The 18,608-nt window shown below is 60.6% G+C and carries 15 protein-coding genes; 4 read left to right on the top strand and 11 right to left on the bottom strand.

The features are described from left to right. Nucleotides 1–81: 81 nt before the first annotated feature. Together PMI28_RS10270 and PMI28_RS10275 are read right to left on the bottom strand one after the other, a co-directional pair. On the bottom strand, nt 82–1,263 hold the full coding sequence (locus tag PMI28_RS10270) for a CaiB/BaiF CoA transferase family protein (protein WP_007988747.1): 1,182 nt from the start codon (nt 1,261–1,263) through the stop codon (nt 82–84). Between the two features lie 144 nt (nt 1,264–1,407). After that, nucleotides 1,408–2,742: a dicarboxylate/amino acid:cation symporter gene (locus PMI28_RS10275; protein ID WP_007988745.1), complete on the bottom strand. Its 1,335-nt coding sequence runs from the start codon at nt 2,740–2,742 to the stop codon at nt 1,408–1,410. Between the two features lie 338 nt (nt 2,743–3,080). On the opposite strand from PMI28_RS10275, the gene PMI28_RS10280 reads away from it, so the two are divergent. Further along, nucleotides 3,081–4,079 (top strand): AraC family transcriptional regulator, encoded by a 999-nt coding sequence (locus PMI28_RS10280; protein WP_007988743.1) that lies wholly within the window; start codon nt 3,081–3,083, stop codon nt 4,077–4,079. A 150-nt stretch (nt 4,080–4,229) separates the two neighbouring features. Here the strand turns inward: PMI28_RS10280 and PMI28_RS10285 are convergent, their stop codons facing one another. The 3 genes from PMI28_RS10285 to PMI28_RS10295 form a co-directional block, all read right to left on the bottom strand. After that, nucleotides 4,230–5,576, bottom strand: a complete 1,347-nt coding sequence (locus PMI28_RS10285) for an ATP-binding protein (RefSeq protein WP_007988741.1) — start codon at nt 5,574–5,576, stop codon at nt 4,230–4,232. Further along, nucleotides 5,573–6,250 (bottom strand): response regulator transcription factor, encoded by a 678-nt coding sequence (locus PMI28_RS10290; RefSeq protein ID WP_007988739.1) that lies wholly within the window; start codon nt 6,248–6,250, stop codon nt 5,573–5,575. The genes PMI28_RS10285 and PMI28_RS10290 overlap by 4 nt, the downstream gene beginning before the upstream one ends. Before the next feature lie 189 nt (nt 6,251–6,439). Then, entirely contained in the window at nt 6,440–7,042 is a 603-nt protein-coding gene (locus tag PMI28_RS10295) for a membrane protein (protein WP_007988738.1), read from the bottom strand. A gap of 146 nt (nt 7,043–7,188) precedes the next feature. Here PMI28_RS10295 and PMI28_RS10300 point away from each other — a divergent pair, with 146 nt between their 5' ends. Together PMI28_RS10300 and PMI28_RS10305 are read left to right on the top strand one after the other, a co-directional pair. Beyond that, nucleotides 7,189–7,980: a dienelactone hydrolase family protein gene (locus PMI28_RS10300; protein WP_007988737.1), complete on the top strand. Its 792-nt coding sequence runs from the start codon at nt 7,189–7,191 to the stop codon at nt 7,978–7,980. 212 nt (nt 7,981–8,192) lie between these two features. Beyond that, entirely contained in the window at nt 8,193–8,918 is a 726-nt protein-coding gene (locus PMI28_RS10305; protein WP_202949529.1) for a 4'-phosphopantetheinyl transferase family protein, read from the top strand. 126 nt (nt 8,919–9,044) lie between these two features. Here the strand turns inward: PMI28_RS10305 and PMI28_RS10310 are convergent, their stop codons facing one another. Both PMI28_RS10310 and PMI28_RS10315 read right to left on the bottom strand, forming a co-directional pair. Continuing rightward, on the bottom strand, nt 9,045–10,655 hold the full coding sequence (locus PMI28_RS10310) for an ATP-binding protein (protein ID WP_007988734.1): 1,611 nt from the start codon (nt 10,653–10,655) through the stop codon (nt 9,045–9,047). Next, on the bottom strand, nt 10,652–11,374 hold the full coding sequence (locus tag PMI28_RS10315) for a response regulator (RefSeq protein ID WP_007988733.1): 723 nt from the start codon (nt 11,372–11,374) through the stop codon (nt 10,652–10,654). The genes PMI28_RS10310 and PMI28_RS10315 overlap by 4 nt, the downstream gene beginning before the upstream one ends. 740 nt (nt 11,375–12,114) lie before the next feature. Between PMI28_RS10315 and PMI28_RS10320 the strand changes: the two genes are divergently transcribed. Continuing rightward, on the top strand, nt 12,115–15,009 hold the full coding sequence (locus PMI28_RS10320) for a ribonucleoside-diphosphate reductase subunit alpha (RefSeq protein WP_007988732.1): 2,895 nt from the start codon (nt 12,115–12,117) through the stop codon (nt 15,007–15,009). Nucleotides 15,010–15,280: 271 nt separating this feature from the next. Here the strand turns inward: PMI28_RS10320 and flgE are convergent, their stop codons facing one another. The 4 genes from flgE to flgB are packed head-to-tail and all read right to left on the bottom strand — an operon-like array spanning nt 15,281 to nt 18,236. Further along, entirely contained in the window at nt 15,281–16,612 is a 1,332-nt protein-coding gene (gene flgE / locus PMI28_RS10325; RefSeq protein WP_007988731.1) for a flagellar hook protein FlgE, read from the bottom strand. Between the two features lie 31 nt (nt 16,613–16,643). Continuing rightward, nucleotides 16,644–17,366, bottom strand: a complete 723-nt coding sequence (gene flgD, locus PMI28_RS10330; RefSeq protein WP_007988730.1) for a flagellar hook assembly protein FlgD — start codon at nt 17,364–17,366, stop codon at nt 16,644–16,646. Nucleotides 17,367–17,381: 15 nt separating this feature from the next. Further along, nucleotides 17,382–17,825 (bottom strand): flagellar basal body rod protein FlgC, encoded by a 444-nt coding sequence (gene flgC / locus PMI28_RS10335; RefSeq protein WP_007980123.1) that lies wholly within the window; start codon nt 17,823–17,825, stop codon nt 17,382–17,384. Between the two features lie 3 nt (nt 17,826–17,828). Then, nucleotides 17,829–18,236 (bottom strand): flagellar basal body rod protein FlgB, encoded by a 408-nt coding sequence (gene flgB / locus PMI28_RS10340; protein WP_007988729.1) that lies wholly within the window; start codon nt 18,234–18,236, stop codon nt 17,829–17,831. Nucleotides 18,237–18,608 lie beyond the last annotated feature (372 nt).

Genomic DNA, 18,608 nt, shown 5'->3' with positions numbered 1-18,608 from the left:
TTCGCGGGCAAGCCCGCTCCCACACTGGATCTATGCCACCCTGTGGGAGCGGGCTTGCTCGCGAAGAGGCCGAAGCAGGCCCTAGAGAATCACCTTGGCCCGCCGCAATTCCTCAATCCGCTGCGCACTGAACCCCAACTCCCCCAACACCTGATCCGTATGCTGCCCCAGCGTCGCACCGATATGCTTCGGCTCTGGCAAGCCATCGGAAAACTTCAACGGGCACGCCATCTGCGCCTGAATTGAACCATCGCCCCGCGGCACGTCGGCCACCAGCTCCCGCGCCTGCAACTGCGGATGACACAGCGCTTCTCCCAGGCCCAACACCGGCTCGACACACGCATCCAGCTCCGCGAACAGCGCACACAACTCGGCAAAGTCATGCTTTTCAAATTCGACCGTCAACGCATCTTTAAGCTGTTTCTGATGCGCCGGTTGCGGTGACAGGCCGAGACCGGCCAGTTCCTCCAGCCCCAACGCCGTGCACAGCTGCTTCATGAAGGCCGGTTCCAGGCTGCCCACCGACAGCCAGCGCCCGTCCCGGGAGCGGTAGTAATCGTAGAAGCTGCCGCCATTGAGCACCTGGCTTTCCGGCCCTGGCTCAATGCCACAGGCCAGATACCCGGCGCCCGCCATCGCATTCAGGCTGAACGCGCAGTCGGTCATGCTGATATCCAGGTGCTGGCCCTGACCGGTTTGCTGCCGGGCAATGACTGCTGCCAGCAAGCCAATCACCCCGTGCAACGAGCCACCGGCGACATCCGCCACCTGCATGCCCAACGGCAGCGGCCCACTGTCGGCACGGCCGGTGTAACTCGCCAGCCCGGACAGGGCCAGGTAGTTGATGTCATGGCCGGCGCGGTCCTTGTAGGGGCCGGTCTGGCCGTAGCCGGTGATCGACACATAAATCAGTTTCGGATTGATCGCCTTCAGGGCTTCGTAGCCCAGACCCAGACGCTCCATGACACCCGGGCGGAACTGCTCGAGCACAATGTCGTAGTCCTGCAGCAACGAGCTGATCACCTCCAGTGCCTCAGGCTGCTTGAGGTCCAGGGCGAGGCTGCGCTTGTTGCGATTGAGGTAGGCATGACTGGCCGACACCCCTTGATCGTGGGGCGGCAACACCCGCAGCAGGTCCAGGCGGGTCGGCGATTCGATGCGCAGCACTTCGGCGCCCATGTCCGCCAGCAGCAACGAGGCGAACGGCCCCGGCAGCAGTGTCGAGAAATCCAGAACCTTGAGTGATGCCAGTGGACCGAGCATGAGCGTTCTCCCTATACGATGCCTCCAGACTAGGCAGCCGAACGCATTGCAGCAATCACCTAATACGCCAGTCACGCTGACCGTTGCGCTCAAATCACAGGCAACAAAAAACCCGCCGAAGCGGGTTTTTCATTACAACAAGGCTTACTTGGCGTTAGTCGGGGTTACCCCTTCGACGTGGCCCAAAACATCGTCTTTAGGCTCGTCGGCAATGCCGCGACCGCCCGAGGCCAGTTCGGCTTGCAGCACGTCGGTGTCCAGTTCCTTGACCCACTTGGCCACAACGACAGTGGCAACGGCGTTGCCGATCAGGTTGGTCAGGGCGCGTGCTTCGGACATGAAGCGGTCGATGCCGAGGATCAGCGCCAGGCCGGCAACCGGCAGGTGGCCGACAGCGGACAGGGTGGCTGCCAGTACGATGAAGCCCGAACCAGTTACACCGGCGGCGCCTTTGGAGGACAGCAACAACACCACCAGCAGGGTGATTTGGTGCGTGATGTCCATGTGGGTGTCAGTTGCCTGGGCAATGAACACGGCCGCCATGGTCAGGTAGATGGCGGTACCGTCGAGGTTGAACGAGTAACCGGTCGGGATCACCAGACCCACGACAGATTTCTGCGCGCCCAGACGCTCCATCTTGACCAGCATCCGTGGCAGTACCGATTCCGAAGAAGAAGTACCCAGCACGATCAGCAGTTCCTCACGGATGTAGCGGATCATTTTCAAAACGCTGAAGCCGTGCATGCGGGCAATGCCGCCCAGCACGATCAGGATGAACAGCAGGCAGGTGATGTAGAAGCACGCCATCAACTGACCCAACTGCACCAGCGAGCCGACACCGTAGGCACCGATGGTGAACGCCATGGCACCGAAGGCACCGATTGGCGCGAGCTTCATGATCATGTTGATGATGTTGAACATCACGTGGGCGAAGCGATCGATGAAGTCAAGGATCGGCTTGCCGTAGGCACCCAGGCGATGCAGGGCGAAACCGAAGATCACCGAGAACATCAGCACTTGCAGGATGTCGCCAGTGGCGAACGCGCCGACGATGGTGGTCGGGATCACGTTGAGCAGGAAGCCGACCACGCTTTGATCGGCACCGGCCGCGACGTAGGTAGCGACTTTGGAAGCGTCCAGTGTGCTCACGTCGATGTGCATGCCAGCGCCTGGCTGCACGACGTTGACCACGACCAGACCCACCAGCAAAGCGATGGTCGAAACGATTTCAAAGTAAAGGAGTGCGTAACCGCCAGTCTTGCCGACCGCTTTCATGTCCTGCATGCCGGCGATACCGCTGACGACGGTGCAGAAGATGATCGGGGCGATGATCATTTTGATCAGTTTGATGAACCCGTCACCCAGCGGCTTTACCGCCACACCGAGCTGCGGATAGAAGTGACCGAGCAAGATACCGATGACAATTGCAACGATCACCTGGAAATACAGGGATTTGTACAGTGGCTGACGAGTCGTCATTGCAAAGTTCCTCAAGGGTGCCCGGTGACAACATCCATCTGTTGCCCGCAACACCGCAATTGCGAACCCTCCTGCACTGGAGGGATTTGTTTTGTCGAGCTGCGCTACGGCAGGCATCTGCTCGTTGTATCGCAAGGCCCGTGCCACTTTCCGTAAAAACCCTGCAAGCCTTTTGATACCAAGGGTTGCAGCAAACTCCCTGTCAGCGGGCAGTTACAACGGTGTGGCGGATTTCCGCCCTTCTACTAAAAGTCGTCCTGCTAATTGGCGGATATCCGCCCTGTTCATGCCCGCAGTGCGCAGCTACCATCCGTCGTTCAACGGTCAGAACTGCTGCCATGCGCGAACGCACCATCGCCAGTCATTTCGCCCGCGCCGCCCTTGGAGGTGCGCGTCGGCACGGCTACGACTATTCGGGCCTGCTCCAGCAATTGGGAATCAGCCCCGAATTGCTGGACGAGCCGCGGGCGCGCATCGCTCCGGAGCAGTTCACCCAACTGATTCAGGCCTTATGGCTGGCACTGGACGACGAGTACCTGGGTTTTGGGCAAGCCCCGAGCAAACCGGGTAGCTTCGCGATGATGTGTCATGCCGTGATCCACTGCCGCAATCTGGATAAGGCACTCAATCGCGGCTTATTGTTTTATAGCCTATTCCCCGGGGCTCCGCGTTTGACCCTGAGCCGCGAGGATGAATGGGTCCGCCTGAGCCTGGACGACGCGCAACTTTGGGACCCGGACCACTTTCTGAGCGAGGCTCTGTTGGTGATCTGGCATCGATTCGGCAGTTGGCTGATCGGCCAGCGCATTCGCCTGGAGCAGGCCACGTTCAGCTACCCCAGGCCCGAACACGGCGCCGAGTACGACCTGCTGTTTTCCTGTCCGCTTGAGTTTTCCAGGACCCAGAGCAGCCTGTTGTTTCACAGCCGCTACCTGGCCATGCCGCTGTTGCAGGACGAACGCACCCTCAAGCATTTCCTCGAACGTTCCCCCGCCGACCTGCTCTCGCGCCCGGACGAAGGCGACAGTTTGAGCAGCCGCTTGCGGCGCTTGCTCAGCCGCGACAGTGCACGCTGGCCCGACCTGGAAGCCGTGGCCACCCACTTGCACATCAGCCCGCAAACCTTGCGCCGGCATCTGCGGGAAGAGGGTTCGAGTTTTCAGGAATTGAAGGACCAACTGCGCCGGGACATCGCGATTTATCACCTGAGTCGCGCTGACCTGTCGTTGCAACAGATCGCCGAGCAACTGGGGTTTTCCGAGCCTTCGGCGTTTCACCGGGCGTTCAAGAAATGGACCGGGCTGACACCGGGGGCTTATCGGGCGCAGGAGAACTGATTCCCAAGGCCGATTTTTTTGAAATATTCACTGGCCTCTTCGCGAGCAAGCCCGCTCCCACAGGGGACCGCATTTACCTCGCGTACGCGGCCAAATGTGGGAGCGGGCTTGCTCGCGAATGGGCCAGTAGATGCACTATCAATCTCCCGGTTAAACCACCGGGAAGTGAATCCGGAACGCCGCCCCGCCCATTGGCGAATCCCCCAGCGTCAGCTGGGCGCTGTAGCTTTCGATGATGTCCTTGACCACCGCCAGGCCGATGCCCTGCCCCGGGTGCTGGCGGTCCAGGCGCTCGCCGCGCTCGAGAATCCGTGCGCGCTGATCCTGTGGTACGCCGGGGCCGTCGTCCTCGACACACAACTCGGTGCCGCCGAGGGTTTCGCGCACGCTAATGCGTATTTCGCCAAGGCACAGGCGATAGGCGTTTTCCAACAGGTTGCCCAGCATCTCCAATAGAGCGCCCTGCTCGATCGGTACGTAGCACGGGTCGGGCAGGTCGAAGGCAACATGCACGCGCTTGTCGCGATAGACCTTGTCCAGGGTATCGCACAGGCTTTTCAGTACCGGCCGCAAGCGCACCTGATGACGCACCAGACCGCTTTTGCGCAGGCTGGCGCGCTGCAACTGGTAGCTGATCTGCTGGCTCATGCGTTCGATCTGGGTTTGCAGCACCCTGGCCTGATCGCGATCCTCCGGCCGCTGGGCCATGTCTTCACTGACGCCTTGCAACACCGCCAGCGGCGTTTTCAGGCTATGGGCCAGGTCATCGAGGGAATCGCGGTAGCGACTGCGCTGCTCACGCTCACTGTGCAGCAAACGGTTGAGGGAACCGGTCAGGCGCAGCAATTCCCGGGGATGTTCTTCGCTGAGGCTTTCGCGGGTGCCACCTTCGATCTGGTCCAGTTCCTGGCTCAGGCGCCGCAATGCCTGCAAGCCCCAGGTCAGACCGATCCACAGCAATGCCAGCAACACCAACAGTGCCGCGCCAAAACCCAGGTAAAGATTTTCCCGCAGGCCTTCGAGGGTCAGTTCGTACTCGCGAACCGGTTGCAGCGCCACGATGCTGAACGCTGCACTTTTACCGCCGAGCAACTTGACCTCGACGTCGTAGACGAAGAACTCCTGGCCATTGGCTTCGCGGATCCGCGCGAACTCGCTGCCACGCCCGTCGTAGCGCGGCGTGTAATTGATGTGTTCTTCCTGGGTTGCCTTCGAACGCCAGACCTGGTGCCCCTCACGGTCATAGATGTAGCCGAGCAATCGGCTGTCGGTGAGGTTGAAGCGTTCGTCGGGCAATTGCGCCGGCATCTGCAGGCTGTTGTTCTCCACCCGGGCGGCAGAGATCAGCGTGGTCACGTCCGATGCCAGGCGCTGCTCGATGGAGTCCTGCAGCGCCAGGCTGAAGGCCCCTTGCATCGCCGGCAGCAACGCCAGCATGAACAACACCGCCAACAGCGTGGCGGCGAGCATCAAGCGAATGCGCAGCGAACGGATCAAGTGCAACGCTCATTGAACAGGTAGCCCAGGCCGCGCACGGTGTCGATCGGCTTGAATCCGCCCGGCCCCTCCAGTTTGCGCCGCAGCCGGCCGACCAGTACCTCGATCACATTCGGATCACGCTCGTCGTCATCCGGGTAGAGCTGTTCCATCAAGCGGTCCTTGGGTACTACTTGCTGATGGTGGCGCATCAGGTATTCGAGGATGCGGTACTCGTACGCGGTCAGCGCCAGCGGCTGTTCATCGAGGGACGCCTGTTTGCGATTGAGGTCCAGCAGCAAGGGACCGGCAACGATGGTCGATTGGGTAAAACCGCTGGAGCGGCGCAGCAAGGCATTCAGACGGGCGTCCAGCTCTTCGAACTGGAACGGTTTGACCACGTAATCGTCGGCCCCGGCGGCCAGGCCTTCGACCTTGTCCTGCCAGTTGCCGCGCGCGGTCAGGATCAGGATCGGGAAGGTCTTGCCACTTGAACGCAACTGACGGATCAGGTCGAGCCCGCTCATGCCCGGCAGACCGAGGTCGATCACCGCCAGGTCAAAATTGAACTGTGCGGTCTGATACAGCGCCTCCTCGGCGTTGGCCACGGACTCGACCACGTGGCCGCTCTCCGTCAGGCGGGTTTGCAGGTGATGACGCAACAGCGCTTCATCTTCGACAACCAGCAGTTTCATAACGCTCTCCCGGGCAAATCAACATCTCCAGAGGCACAACGTCGCACCTCAATAGCTAACATGGTAACGGTCACTGTAGGAGCGAGCTTGCTCGCGAAGACGGCGGCACAGTCAACATTGATGTTGCCTGACACACCGCTTTCGCGAGCAAGCTCGCTCCTACAGGCTTCGCGTTGGCGCCTGCCCTTGTCAGAAAGCGTAGTTGGCGGACAGGTAAGTCTGGGCGCTGCTGGTCAGGTCCAGCGAACCCTGCTTGCTGCCTCCGCGCTCACTCATCTCGGTGCTGGCATTGCTGCGCAGGTAACGGTAACCCAGTTCAACCGAGGTGTTCTGCGAAACCTGTTGCAGCACACCCACCTGGCCACCGATGGCGTAGCCGATATCGCTGTCACGGCTGAAGCCTGGCGATTCCTGCGTCAGTTTGGTCAGGCCCGCGGTGGCACCGCCGAACAATTTGGTACTGCTGCTCACCGGGTAGAACAGATCGTAGCTGCCCAGGAGGTTTTCCTGACGCAGTTTAATGCCGTTGTGCGAGCCCGACACATTGTCGTAAGTGGCGTAGTAACGGCCCTGGCTATTCTGCTGGCCCAGACGCACACCCCAGGTGGTGTCTTTGCCGATCACACCGTCGGCGTTCGGGTGATTGAGGTTGTCGTTCAGGGCGTGGGACTTTTTGACTTTGTCGCTGGTCTGTCCAAGAGTAAGGCTGGCGAAGTTGTCGTTGGACGCGAAGGCTGCGGTGCTCGCGCCCAGAACGGCGAACGCCAGTAGCAGTTTTTTGAATCCAGTCATTGGGGAGTTTCCTTATGCGCTGTTTGATTTTTGGGTACGGGGCAAGGTTACGCACCACGCCCTGAACTCCCCCTGAACGCACTCTGAACCTGGGCTGAACCGCCCCCTCCCGAATGTTTCGACACGTTTCAACAGGAGATCCGACCATGCGCATGTTCTTCGCCGTCCTCCTACTGGCCTTGAGCGGGCTCGGCCAGGCCGCCATCAAGACCCAGGAAATCCCTTACCAAAGTGCCGACGGCACGAAATTGATCGGCTATTACGCTTATGACGATGCCATCAAAGGCCCGCGCCCCGGGGTCTTGGTGGTACATGAGTTCTGGGGCCTGAACGACTACGCCAAGCGTCGCGCCCGGGATCTCGCCGGCCTGGGCTACAGCGCCCTGGCCATCGACATGTACGGCGAAGGCAAAAATACCGAGCACCCCAAAGACGCCATGGCCTTTATGCAAGCTGTGACGAAAGACAGTGCCGTGGGCAGTGCGAGGTTTAACGCCGGGCTCGATTTGCTAAAGAAACAGGCACAAACCAACCCGAACAAAATCGCCGCCATCGGCTACTGCTTCGGTGGTGGCGTGGTACTCAACGCGGCGCGCCAGGGTGTGCCGCTGGCGGGCGTGGTGAGTTTCCATGGCGCGCTGGCAACCAATACGCCGGCAACGCCGGGCAGCGTCAAGGCGAAGATCCTGGTGGAGCACGGGGCGCTGGACAGTATCGTCACCCCGGAAAACATCACGGCTTTCAAGAGCGAGATGGACAAGGCCGGGGCCGACTATGAATTCGTCAGCCTCGATGGCGCCAAGCATGGGTTCACCAATCCGGATGCCGATCGGTTGAGCCATGGCGATCATGGCGGACCGGACATTGGCTACAACAAGGCCGCGGATGAAAAATCCTGGGCGGACATGCAGGCTTTCTTCAAAAAGATCTTTGGCTGAGACCGCCCTCTGTGGCGAGGGGGCTTGCCCCCGTTGGGTGGCGAAGCCACCCCAAAACCTGCAATCGCATTGGGCCAGATAGGGCGCGGTTGCAGGATTTACGACTGCTTCGCAGCCGAACGGGGGCAAGCCCCCTCGCCACAGCAAGCTCCCTCGCCACAAAAGCTATCGGCTACTACCCAGTCTTGCTGCTTAACGGCAAAATGCCCGACATGAACTCCACCCCCGCCCTGCCCGTCTGCTGTACACCCCTCGATGACCATTGGCCGCTGCCATTTGTGCTGCCCGATACGGTCCTGCTGAGCACTCACTTCGATAGCGCCCGGCTGGCCAGCGATGATTTCCAGCGCAGCGCCGTCGAGGCGCCGGCGAGCATCCAGCGCTCGGTGGCCAAACGGCAGGCGGAGTTTCTTGCCGGGCGGGTGTGTGCCAGGGCCGCGTTACAACGGCTCGAAGGTTTGAATTTGGTTCCGGCCATCGGTGAAGACCGGGCACCGGTGTGGCCCGCTCATATCACCGGCTCGATCACCCACGGCACCGGCCGGGCCGCAGCGATCGTGGCGAACAAAAGCCATTGGCGCGGCCTGGGCATGGACCTGGAAAACCTGCTCAATGCCGAACGGGCCGAACGCCTGGCCGGGGAAATCCTCAACCCACCGGAGCTACAGCGCCTGGCGGCCGGTGATCACGATCAACGGGCGCTGCTGGTCACCCTGACGTTCTCGGTCAAGGAAAGCCTGTTCAAGGCGCTCTATCCGATCGTTCAGCAACGCTTTTACTTCGAACACGCCGAAGTGCTGGAGTGGCGTGAGTCGGGTGAGGTGCGGTTGCGACTGCTCACGGATTTATCCAGCGAATGGCGCAGCGGCACCGAGCTGGATGCGCAGTTCGGGGTCAAGGACGGGCAGTTGTTGAGTCTGGTCAGCATCAAGGCCTGAAGATTTCGGCACATGACCGGGCCTCTTCGCGAGCAAGCCCGCTCCCACACTGGATCTGTGGTGCTCACAAAGCCCAATGTGGGAGCGGGCTTGCTCGCGAAAGCGGTTGAACAGTCACCAAAAATCTCAACGCTTCTCCTGATTTCGCGGCCAACTCAGACTGAAACACGCCCCACCCAGGCTCTTGCTCTTGCCGATCAACGCACGCCCGTCGTGCCAATAGATGATGCGCCGCACGATCGACAACCCCAGTCCATGCCCGCCCGATGCGCGGGTACGGCTGTCGTCGAGGCGCAGGAACGGCGTGAAGATCTTCTCCCACGCCGACTCCGGCACACCCGGCCCGTCATCCTCGATATCCACCCGGCAACGCTGCTGCCCCACCTGATAGCTGATGGTCACCCGTGATTGCGCATGGCGCATGGCATTAGTCACCAGATTCTGGATCGCCCGGTGCAGATAACGCGGCTCGGCCTCGACCCAGGCATCGTCGTTATCGGCGGCCGACAGGCACAAACCCCGCTGTACCGTGACGTCGGCGCGCAACGGCGCCAGCTCTTCAATCACTTGATTGACCAAGGCATCCAGATCGATCCGCTGGAAATTCAGCGCCGGCGAGCCCTGCTCCAGCCGCGCGTAGGTCAGCATCTCGTCCACCAGCCGATCGAGGTCTTCGATGTCGTGGTCCATGCCCTGGCAGTATTTTTCCAGGGTTTGCGGCGTGGTGGCCGAGCCGATCATCTCCAGGCCGAAGCGCAAGCGCGCCACCGGCGTGCGCAATTCGTGGGACACCGCGCGCACCAGTTCGCGCTGGATCGCCAGCAACTGTTGCAAGTGCTCGGCCATGCCGTTGAATGCCGAGGCCAGCCGTCCCACCGAGTCCGCGCCGCGCGCTGGCACGCGGGTTTCCAGGCTACCCTTGGCAATGCGCGTGGCGGCAGCTTCGAGGCCACGCAAGCGTCGCTCCAGCTGGCGCACCAGCAGATAGACGATCAAACCGATCAGCGTCAGGCCCAGCGCGGCAATCAACACCAGCCACTCCGGCGGATAAGGATTCATCTGGTACAACGGGCCGATTTCCAGGACCCACGGCGTGCCGACCATGCCGGCAAACACCCGGATCGAATCACCCTCCTTGCCCAGCGCCATCACGGTGTCACCCTCGGACACCCGGCGGCTCTGGTCGTCGTCCATGCCCGCCTCGTCAACCGTGACCAGCCGCAGGTCGAAGCCGAAGCCCTTGCTTTCCTTCAATTGCGCCAGGCGCAAGGGCTGCTCGGCTACCGGGGTCCGCACAAGTTCATCGGTCAACAGGTAGATGGTCGCCCGGGCCAGTTGTTCGCTGATCTGCTGCACTTCCCCGGTGAGCATCAACTGCTCCTTGTCGCTGACCAGTTTGTAGACCTTCGCCGCGTGCGGCCCGGTCTGCTCCACCAATGCCTGGCCGCGCAACACACGAGTGCGCTGGGTAAGGTCAAGGTCAGTCTCGGCAAAGGTTTTCAACGCCAGCGGAATGCCCAGCAGCCGCTCCCACACCAGCAAGGCCCGGTGGCGTTCGGTCGGGTTCATCGGTTGCAGGTTATCGGCCATCAGCGAAAACGTGCCGTGGGCCAGGCGCTCGCGGTATTGCTCGCTGCGCACCTGATTGAGCAGGTGCAACGCCAGCACACCGAGCACCGCCACCAGAATCAGCGCGGCGCACATGCCGCCATAGATACGCAGGAAGATCGAGTTCACAGGGGCTGGTCTACGCAAGCCTCGGGAACGAACAGATAGCCTTTGCTGCGCACGGTCTTGATCAGCCGTGGATGCTCCGGGTCATCGCCGATCTTCGGGCGAATGCGCGAGATGCGCACATCGATGGAGCGGTCCTGACCGTCATAACCGATGCCCCGCAGCGCGGTGAAGATCTCTTCCCGGGACAGGATGCGCCCGGCATTGGCCACCAGCAGCCAGAGTAAGTCGAATTCGGCACTGGTCAGCTCGATGCCATTGCCCTGCAGCCAGGCTTCGCGCAAGGCGTTGTCGACGATCAGCGGGCCGAACTGCAGACGCCGCTGTTTTTCCGGGGCGACCTCGGGCGTTTCGCTACGACGCAGCAGGGCCTGGATGCGCGCCAGCAGCAGGCGCGGGCGCACCGGCTTGCACACGTAGTCATCGGCACCCAGGTCCAGGCCGAGAATCTGGTCGGTGTCGTCGGTGCGGGCGGTGAGCATCAGGATCGGGCCGTCATAGCGGGCGCGGACCTTGCGGCAAATGCTCAGGCCGTCTTCACCGGGAAGCATCAGGTCGAGAATCACCAGGTCCGGTTGTTCCTTGATGATGCGGTTCGCAGCGAGCGCACCATCCCCTTCGATCGATACACGCAGGCCATTGGCTTCCAGGTAATCGCGGGTCAGTTCGGCCAGTCGCTGGTCGTCCTCCACAATCAATACCTGCCAGGCTTCTTGCTCCACGGGTGACCTCTGCTTGCCAAAAACACTAATAAGGAAGGATCCACCCGTCTTTTTGTAATGGTTCGGGGGGACAAATAGGTATACACGCTGGGCCGATTGTATAAACGCCGCCCGTCGAGAACACAAGCGGGTAAATGCGTTCGGACAACACGGTTTTTTGTGATAGGGTTCGCGCCCTTAAAAATCCGCCCGAGCGTTTTCGATCGTAGAAAATCGCTGAAAAAAGGTCCGGTCCAGCTGCGTCGCGGCCTACACGCCGGTTCCCTCTTTCACACACAATTTACGCACAGGTTTATCCACAGGCAGTACGTTGCAATCGCCCCCCAAAACGCATTATCTTGTAGCCCGGCGCTAAAAAAACCCTAGATATAGGGTTTTGCGCGAAAAACCAAACACAAACCAGACACCAATTTCAAGCGCTTTTATTGCCTCTGTCCGGTTGAGCCAAACGTATTTTCGAAAGTCCAAACCGCGCGTGCGGATGGCTACTGTATTTCGGCCCCGAGTGGTGAAAACGGTACGGGTGTTGCAGTCCCAACTGTCACCTATAACGGACCCCGGTTTCAGGCCCAAGGCGTGAGACCAAAGACTTCGGCATGGAAGCGGCGCCCGATAAAGCCCCCTTCCTCCTGTCCCGAAGTTGTTATGCCCGGCGCTCGCCGGTTGTAGTGCTTCAGGACGGAACGGTGGGCACCGTGATGGTGCCCAAACAAACATAGAGAATGTGGAGACACTCCCCCATGCAAACCGACACAACTCGCGAGAACCCGCAGGGCACCTTGCCGCAGGCCGCTGATTCGAATTCGGATCTGTCCGCCACCGCGCCTGGCCAACTGCGTGTGATCAAGCGTAACGGCACTGTCGTTCCCTACACCGATGACAAAATCACCGTCGCCATCACCAAAGCGTTTCTCGCAGTTGAAGGCGGCACCGCTGCTGCCTCGTCGCGAATCCACGACACCGTTGCCCGCCTGACCGAACAGGTCACCGCGACCTTCAAGCGTCGCATGCCATCGGGCGGCACCATCCACATCGAGGAAATCCAGGACCAGGTCGAACTGGCCCTGATGCGTGCCGGCGAGCAGAAAGTGGCTCGCGACTACGTGATCTACCGTGACGCCCGTTCCAAGGAGCGCGCCGTGCGTGCACCGGCCGACGAAGCGGTCAATGCTCACCCGTCGATCCGCATCACCCGTGCCGACGGCAGCCTGGCGCCGCTGGACATGGGCCGCCTGAACACCATCGTCACCGAAGCATGCGAAGGCCTGGAAGAAGTCGACGGCGACCTGATCCAGCGCGAAACCCTGAAGAACCTGTACGACGGCGTGGCCCTGACCGATGTCAACACCGCCCTGGTGATGACTGCCCGTACCCTGGTTGAACGCGAGCCGAACTACTCGTTCGTGACCGCCCGCCTGCTGATGGACACCCTGCGTGCCGAAGGCCTGGGCTTCCTCGGTGTTGCCGAGAGCGCCACTCACCACGAAATGGTCGACCTGTACGCCAAGGCGCTGCCGGCCTACATCGCCAAGGGTATCGAATACGAGCTGCTGAACCCTGAGCTGGCCTCCTTCGACCTGGAAAAACTGGGCAAGGCGATCAACCACGAGCGCGACCAGCAGTTCACCTACCTGGGCCTGCAAACCCTGTACGACCGTTACTTCATCCACAAGGATGGCGTGCGTTTCGAACTGCCGCAGATCTTCTTCATGCGCGTGGCCATGGGCCTGGCGATCGAAGAGAAAGAGCGCGAAGCCCGTGCCATCGAGTTCTACAACCTGTTGTCGTCCTTCGACTACATGGCTTCGACCCCGACCCTGTTCAACGCCGGTACCCTGCGTCCACAGCTGTCGAGCTGCTACCTGACCACCGTGCCGGATGACCTGTCGGGCATCTACCACGCGATCCACGACAACGCCATGCTGTCGAAATTCGCTGGCGGCCTGGGCAACGACTGGACGCCGGTTCGTGCGCTGGGTTCGTACATCAAGGGCACCAACGGCAAATCCCAGGGTGTGGTTCCGTTCCTGAAAGTAGTGAATGACACCGCCGTTGCCGTTAACCAGGGTGGCAAGCGCAAAGGCGCTGTGTGTGCCTACCTGGAAACCTGGCACATGGACATCGAAGAGTTCATCGAGCTGCGCAAGAACACCGGTGATGACCGTCGTCGTACCCACGACATGAACACCGCCAACTGGATCCCTGACCTGTTCATGAAGCGTGTCTTCGATGACGGCAAGTGGACCCTGTTCTCGCCGTCTGAAGTACCGGACCTGCACGACCTGACCGGCAAGGCCTTCGAAGAGCGCTACGAGTACTACGAAGCCCTGACCGAGTACCCGGGCAAGGTCAAGCTGTTCAAGACCATCCAGGCCAAAGACCTGTGGCGCAAAATGCTGTCCATGCTGTTTGAAACCGGCCACCCATGGCTGACCTTCAAGGACCCGTGCAACCTGCGCAGCCCGCAGCAACACGTCGGCGTGGTCCACAGCTCGAACCTGTGCACCGAGATCACCTTGAACACCAACAAGGACGAGATCGCCGTTTGCAACCTGGGCTCGATCAACCTGCCGAACCACATCGTCGACGGCAAGCTGGACACCGCCAAGCTGCAACGCACCGTGAACACCGCCGTGCGCATGCTCGACAACGTGATCGACATCAACTACTACTCGGTGCCGCAAGCGAAGAACTCCAACTTCAAGCACCGTCCGGTCGGCCTGGGCATCATGGGCTTCCAGGACGCTTTGTACCTGCAGCACATCCCTTACGGCTCCGACGCAGCCGTCGAGTTCGCCGACAAGTCGATGGAAGCGGTCAGCTACTACGCGATCCAGGCTTCCTGCGACCTGGCCGACGAGCGCGGTTCGTACGAGACGTTCCAGGGCTCGCTGTGGTCCAAAGGCATCCTGCCGCTGGATTCGCAACAGATCCTGATCGAGGCCCGTGGCCAGAAGTACATCGATGTCGACCTGAACGAAACCCTGGACTGGGCACCGGTTCGCGCCCGTGTACAGAAAGGCATTCGTAACTCGAACATCATGGCCATCGCACCGACCGCGACCATCGCCAACATCACCGGCGTATCGCAGTCGATCGAACCGACCTACCAGAACCTGTATGTGAAATCGAACCTGTCGGGCGAATTCACCGTGATCAACCCGTACCTGGTTCGCGACCTCAAGGCTCGCGGTCTGTGGGACTCGGTCATGATCAACGACCTGAAGTACTACGACGGTTCGGTGCAGCAGATCGAGCGCATCCCGCAAGAACTCAAAGAGCTCTACGCGACTGCCTTCGAAGTGGACACCAAGTGGATCGTCGACGCGGCCAGCCGTCGTCAGAAGTGGATCGACCAGGCTCAATCGCTGAACCTGTACATCGCTGGCGCTTCGGGCAAGAAACTGGACGTGACCTACCGCATGGCCTGGTACCGTGGCCTGAAAACTACTTACTACCTCCGTGCCCTGGCTGCGACCAGCACCGAGAAGTCGACCATCAACACCGGCAAGCTGAACGCTGTTTCCAGCGGCGGCAACCACGGTGACGACTCTGTCCTGGCAGCGCCTGCCGGCCCTGCTCCAGTGCCGAAGGCTTGCGCCATCGACGAGCCGGATTGCGAAGCTTGCCAATAAGCTGAGCCGGTAAGCACCGAGAGGCGCTTACTAAAAACCCCCGATCAGCCTCTGGCGGGTCGGGGGTTTTCTTTTGCCTCAAGGAAAGCGGTGACTGATCTGACGCTTTCGCGGGCAAGCCCGCTCCCACAGGGGACCGAGTCTTTCCAGATAAACACGATCAACTGTGGGAGCGGGCTTGCCCGCGAAGAGGCCATCACCACCAACACAAAACCTCAGGCCACAAAAAAGCCCCTCTCTCGAGGGGCTCCTTGCACAGCACTTTCCAGCATCAGGTCATCTGAATGATGGTCTGCATGATGGTGCTCTGGGTGGAGATGGTCTTGGCGTTCGCCTGGTAGTTGCTCTGCGCCTTGATCAGGTCGACCAGTTCGTTGGTCAGGTTGACGTTGGACTCTTCCAGGGAGTTGGAAACGATCGAACCCAGGGTGCCAGTCTCCGGCGCATCGTAGCCTGGAATGCCCGACGCGTAGGTTTCTTTCCAGCTGGTGCCGCCTACCGGCTGCAGACCTTGCTCATTGGTGAAGCTGGCCAGGGAAATCTGGCCGATGGGCTTGGTCTGGTTGTTGCTGAAGTTGGCCAGCAGAACACCGCTGCCGTCGATGGTCAGGTTGGTGATCTGGCCAGTGGCGTAACCGTTCTGTGCTGGAATCGAACGCGCGGTGTCGGCGTTGAACTGGGTGGTGTTGCCCATGGCGATGGTCAAACCAGCCGGATCGGCAGCGGCGCCGTTGGCTGTCCAGACGCCACCGGTCACGGAGCCCGGAGTCCAGTTGGTGATCTTCAGGTCACTGCTGATCACCGAAGTCGGTGGCGTGGTTGGCGGCGTCACGGGGGTGCTGACCGTAGTCAGTTTGCCGGTGGAGTCGAACGACATGGTCGAAGCAACCGGAGCGGTAACTTTGGGATCGCTGCCATCCGGGTTGCGACCATCGATCAGGGTGTAGGTGTCCCACGTGTTCGCGCCAGTCTTGACCATGTATTGATCCATGGTGTGCTGGTTACCCTGAGTATCGAAGATCGGGGTACTGAACGACTTGGTAAAGGTCTCGGTCTTGCTCGGGTCGAACTTGTTCGCCGCAACCGTCTGGTCGATCACCGCCGAGGTGGAGTTCAGGTTGATCGTCGACGACACGGTGCTGGTGGACTTCGGCGCCAGGTTGGAGGTGTCGATGCGCAGGTCGGTCAGCACGCCGTTGACGATCTTGCCGTTGGAATCCACACCGTAACCTTGCAGGCGGGCAGTACCGTCGCTGTTGGTGACGTAGCCTTCCTTGTCGGTCTTGAACGTACCGGCACGGGTGTAGGTCAGCGAACCGTTGTTGCTCAGGACGAAGAAGCCGTTGCCCTGGATACCCATGTCGAGCACGTTGCCGGTATTGTTCACGTCGCCCTGGCCGAACTGCTGGGAAACGTTGGCCAGGCGCACGCCGTTGCCGACGGTCTTGCTGCCGGTACCCAGGCGAGTCGCCGAGTACACGTCTTCGAATTCTGCACGGGACGATTTGAAACCGGTGGTCGCGACGTTGGCGATGTTGTTGCCGGTCACGTCCAGTTGCTTGTTGGCTGCATAGAGACCGCTAAGGCCGATATTGAAAGACATCATCCACTCCTTTGTGCCGTGTTAGTCGGCTCTACATACCAATGGTTTGTACTTTGGACAGGGCAACGCTGCCCAGCCCGGCCAGGTTGAGCATCAACTCACCGCCGGTCTGGCTGATGGTCACGCTGTTGACGGTCGCTGGCAGGTTGGTGATCAACGCGACGGACTTGCCATCGATGGTGCTCGTGGCGCCGAAGGTGTAGGTGCCCGCAGGTACCGTCTCACCCGCATCGTTCTTGCCGTCCCAGATGAAGCTGGCGTTGCCGGCCTTCTGTGAGCCCAGGTCGATGGTGCGCACGGTCTTGCCGGCTGCGTCGGTGATCTTCAAGGTGGCGGACGCCACCGAAGACGGCACGACCACTGTGCCGCTGAGGCTCTTGGTGGTGTCGACCACGGCCTTGTCGCCCGGAGCGATCACCGAACGGCCCACCAGCGACGACGCCTGCAAGGCCTGCGACGAGTTGTAGTTGCTGGCCAGGCCGCTCACGGTATCGTTGAGCGTGGTGATGCCTTCCAGGCTACTGAACTGTGCCAACTGGGCCACGAACGCGCCGTTGTCCTGAGGCTCCAGCGGGTTCTGGTTTTTCAGCTGGGTCACCAGCAACTGCAGGAACGCATCCTTGCCCAGGGCCTTGTTGCCGGTGGCACTGCCGGTTGCCGACGCGAGGCCATCCGTCGTGGTGTTGGTCTTGATCGAGGAATTGGCCAGGATGTCGTTGAGGCTCAAACCGCTGGTGGAATCGGTAACACTCATCTGAGTCGCCCCTTATCACTGACCGAGGGTCAGGACTTTCTGCATCATGGTTTTGGCGGTGTTCATCATTTCGGCGTTGGTCTGGAACGAACGGCTCGCGGAAATCATGTCGGCCATTTCCTCCACCACGTTGACGTTCGGGTAGTAGACATAGCCCTTGGCATCGGCCGCCGGATGGTTCGGCTCGTAGCGCGCCTCGAGGTTGCTCTGGTCTTCGACCACACCCAGCACCTGCACGCCCTGACCGGCGGCGTCCTGGCTCTGGAACAGCGAGTCGCTGCCGCCGCTCTGGCCGCCCTGGAACATGGTGGCGAACACCGGATGACGCGCACGGTAGGTCTGGTCGATGCTCGACGAGACGGTCTCGGCGTTGGCGATGTTCGAAGCGACGGTGTTCAAACGCGTGGTCTGCGCACTCATGCCGCTACCGGCAATGTTGAAAACACTGGATAGAGACATGGCTTACTCTCCGCGCAGGGCTGACACCAGCCCTTTGAATTTGCTGTTGAGCAGGGTGAAGCTGGCCTGGAAGCCGATCGCGTTTTCCGCGTAGTTCGACTGTTCCAGCTGAGCGTCCACGGTGTTCTGGTCGATCGACGGTTGCATCGGCGTGCGATACAGCAACGACTCGTCACCATTACCCAGGCCTTCGGCTTCGATATGACGGCTGTTGGTCATGTTCAAGGCGAAGGTGCCGTTTTTGGTTTTCTCGTTCTGCTCGGCGAGCACCTTCGAGAAGTCCAGATCCCGAGCCTTGTAGTTCGGGGTATCGGCGTTAGCGATGTTGTTGGCCAGGACTTCGGCACGCTGGGCGCGGAAGCCCAGGGCTTGTTCGTGGATACCGAGCGCTTTATCGAAGCTGATGCTCATGTCGGGAAACCTTCGGGTGACCTGATTTTTCGTAGGATCGACATAGCAAGCCCCATGCCAATTCAAAAAAGCCCGGAAACCGGGGCCTTACCGGCCATGGCAACGCGGCAATGCCAGAAAAGCGGCAACGGTTTTCCGCCGCCTGCCGCTTTTCTGCCGCTTGATCCGCTGTCGAGAACACCGCCTGACAACTGTGGGAGCGGGCTTGCTCGCGAAAGCGGTGTGTCAGAAAAACAAATACTGACTGCCAAGACGCTTTCGCGAGCAAGCCCGCTCCCACAGGGGATTTATGGTGTGTAGGAGAGATATTGCGGACAAAAAAAACGGGAGCCCCTGAGGACTAATGCCGATCAGTTAAGCCACAACGCAATC

This window comes from Pseudomonas sp. GM48, assembly GCF_000282335.1.
Lineage (GTDB): Bacteria > Pseudomonadota > Gammaproteobacteria > Pseudomonadales > Pseudomonadaceae > Aquipseudomonas.
The sequence above is the reverse complement of the archived record's forward strand: the minus strand, read 5'-3'. Positions and strand labels throughout refer to the sequence as shown.

What these genes read in the sequence shown, in the direction of transcription:
- flgB (WP_007988729.1), bottom strand. Translation starts at nt 18,236, where the DNA reads ATGAGCATCAGCTTCGATAAAGCGCTCGGTATCCACGAACAAGCCCTG.
- PMI28_RS10270 (WP_007988747.1), bottom strand. Translation starts at nt 1,263, where the DNA reads ATGCTCGGTCCACTGGCATCACTCAAGGTTCTGGATTTCTCGACACTG.
- flgC (WP_007980123.1), bottom strand. Translation starts at nt 17,825, where the DNA reads ATGTCTCTATCCAGTGTTTTCAACATTGCCGGTAGCGGCATGAGTGCG.
- PMI28_RS10290 (WP_007988739.1), bottom strand. Translation starts at nt 6,250, where the DNA reads ATGAAACTGCTGGTTGTCGAAGATGAAGCGCTGTTGCGTCATCACCTG.
- PMI28_RS10320 (WP_007988732.1), top strand. Translation starts at nt 12,115, where the DNA reads ATGCAAACCGACACAACTCGCGAGAACCCGCAGGGCACCTTGCCGCAG.
- PMI28_RS10295 (WP_007988738.1), bottom strand. Translation starts at nt 7,042, where the DNA reads ATGACTGGATTCAAAAAACTGCTACTGGCGTTCGCCGTTCTGGGCGCG.
- PMI28_RS10300 (WP_007988737.1), top strand. Translation starts at nt 7,189, where the DNA reads ATGCGCATGTTCTTCGCCGTCCTCCTACTGGCCTTGAGCGGGCTCGGC.
- flgD (WP_007988730.1), bottom strand. Translation starts at nt 17,366, where the DNA reads ATGAGTGTTACCGATTCCACCAGCGGTTTGAGCCTCAACGACATCCTG.
- PMI28_RS10280 (WP_007988743.1), top strand. Translation starts at nt 3,081, where the DNA reads ATGCGCGAACGCACCATCGCCAGTCATTTCGCCCGCGCCGCCCTTGGA.
- PMI28_RS10275 (WP_007988745.1), bottom strand. Translation starts at nt 2,742, where the DNA reads ATGACGACTCGTCAGCCACTGTACAAATCCCTGTATTTCCAGGTGATC.
- flgE (WP_007988731.1), bottom strand. Translation starts at nt 16,612, where the DNA reads ATGTCTTTCAATATCGGCCTTAGCGGTCTCTATGCAGCCAACAAGCAA.
- PMI28_RS10305 (WP_202949529.1), top strand. Translation starts at nt 8,193, where the DNA reads ATGAACTCCACCCCCGCCCTGCCCGTCTGCTGTACACCCCTCGATGAC.